At 44.4% G+C, this 518-nt stretch carries 1 protein-coding gene and 1 pseudogene; both read right to left on the bottom strand.

Annotated features, from left to right (window positions below; translation table 11 throughout):
- Positions 1–27 precede the first annotated feature (27 nt).
- Positions 28–183 (bottom strand): PTS glucose transporter subunit IIA, encoded by a 156-nt coding sequence (locus tag ACWHAR_RS31980; RefSeq protein WP_237984027.1) that lies wholly within the window; start codon positions 181–183, stop codon positions 28–30.
- Positions 184–211: 28 nt separating this feature from the next.
- A pseudogene (locus ACWHAR_RS31985) lies at positions 212–370 on the bottom strand (PTS transporter subunit EIIB); the annotation flags it as partial.
- Positions 371–518 lie beyond the last annotated feature (148 nt).

Here is a 518-nt window from a genome sequence, read left to right on the forward strand (position 1 = left end):
AATCTCTTCAATGAAAGCTTATCAAACTCAACAAGCACTTCGCCTTTTTTCGGTATCGCCTTCTTTTACCTTCAAGGAAAAAGACGTGCCGTCTAATGTCACTCTATCCAGCCCGATGTGCGCAAGCAATTCGACGCCAGACGCTGAACGCAGGCCAATCGCATGCTTTGTAGGCGTAACCATGACAACCGTAATGACGCCGGGATGGTAGCATCGATTTAACGATATCCTTCGCTTTAGGGGTAGACCGCTTCAGCACCAATCGAAGTCTGGTAGCGCAGCGAGAAGCCCCAATCACATTCTCTTCCCCGCCTACGGCCTCTAAAATGTCTTTTGCTAGTCTCGTATAATCTCTCACTTTCCCCGACATTTCACCCACCCCTTCGTTTTGGTTACGCTTTCATTATGATTGTACCGGTATAATTTATCAATGCCGAAACAAAATATTTACGCACTAACTTTCATTGTAAGCGGTTTATGCTATAATTTTGACAAGTGAAACTAAACGAATAAATGAG

The sequence above is a fragment of the Bacillus sp. LR--39 genome, from assembly GCF_053613335.1.